Source organism: Vibrio sp. Vb0667 (assembly GCF_033391095.1).
Map to the genome: position 1 here is coordinate 1 of NZ_JAWPOL010000456.1, position 1,005 is coordinate 1,005.

The 1,005-nt window shown below is 50.4% G+C and carries 2 protein-coding genes; one reads left to right on the forward strand and one right to left on the reverse strand.

Annotated features, from left to right (window positions below; genetic code table 11):
- Positions 1 to 542, reverse strand: a 542-nt coding sequence (locus tag R8269_RS26620) for a ComF family protein (RefSeq protein ID WP_318223092.1), incomplete at its 3' end; no start/stop codon positions are given.
- Positions 543 to 626: 84 nt separating this feature from the next.
- Here R8269_RS26620 and R8269_RS26625 point away from each other — a divergent pair.
- Positions 627 to 1,005 (forward strand): alpha/beta fold hydrolase (locus R8269_RS26625; protein WP_318223093.1); only part of this gene is annotated, 379 nt, incomplete at its 3' end.

A 1,005-nucleotide genomic window follows, 5' to 3' on the forward strand; every position in this document is an offset into this window, starting at 1 on the left:
TCTCGGCTGGATTTCTTGTACCCACGCTGCGACTGGACGTGTTTTACGCGGCGAAACACGTGATTATCAAACCTCACATTAAGGTGACCAGCCAAATGTCGCGCCAGTATGTCGCTCTGATTAAAGCCTCGATAAAAGTAGCGTTGCCAGTGCAATGGCACTGTGGTGATAAGCGGAGCGGGAGTTGAAATGCGCTGGGCAAGCAATTGCGTTAAAGCGCGAACATGCCATGTTTGTCCGTGATCTTTGAAGCGTTGTACTTCTCGAGACAGCGGAAAGTCGTAGTCTCCCAAGGTAAATAGCCGTTGCCACGGTGGAGGCTCGGAGAGGCACTCGCCGCAAATACTCTCTATATTCGCTTCCTCATCTTTTAAGCTCAATCCACAACGTTGGCAGCGTTTTACTGGCGTAAGATATTGATAACAGTGATCACACCAACGCAGAGCATTGGGTTGAGCGGTAGCCTGAATCGGGAAGCGACATAAACCGCATTGACTGCTGAGCACACGATGCATGATGTTTTGCCAGTGATGAGATAACATACCGCTTATTCAAGGTTAGATTTTGCACAGCCTAACGCTTGAGTGAAGCAATAAGGAATAAAATAAGTGGGAGAGATTGAGAGCATGAGCACGAATTTACACTGGCAGTCGTTCGGTCAGGGACCGGATTTGGTGTTGCTGCATGGCTGGGGGATGAATGGCGCGGTTTGGCAGCAAACGGTCGAATCTCTGCAGGCGGATTTTTGTGTCCATGTCGTCGATCTTCCTGGATACGGCTTTAGCGCTGAGCATCATGGTGAAGACCTCGCACAAATCGCTGCCATGGTACTAAAAGATGCGCCAGAGAAAGCAGTGTGGCTAGGTTGGTCGTTGGGTGGTTTGGTTGCCACGCACATTGCGCTCAATGCTCCTCAGCGAGTGAGTAAGTTGATCACCGTCGCCAGCTCACCAAAATTTGCCGCAGAAAAACCGTGGCGCGGCATTCAACCGAATGTACTGAGCG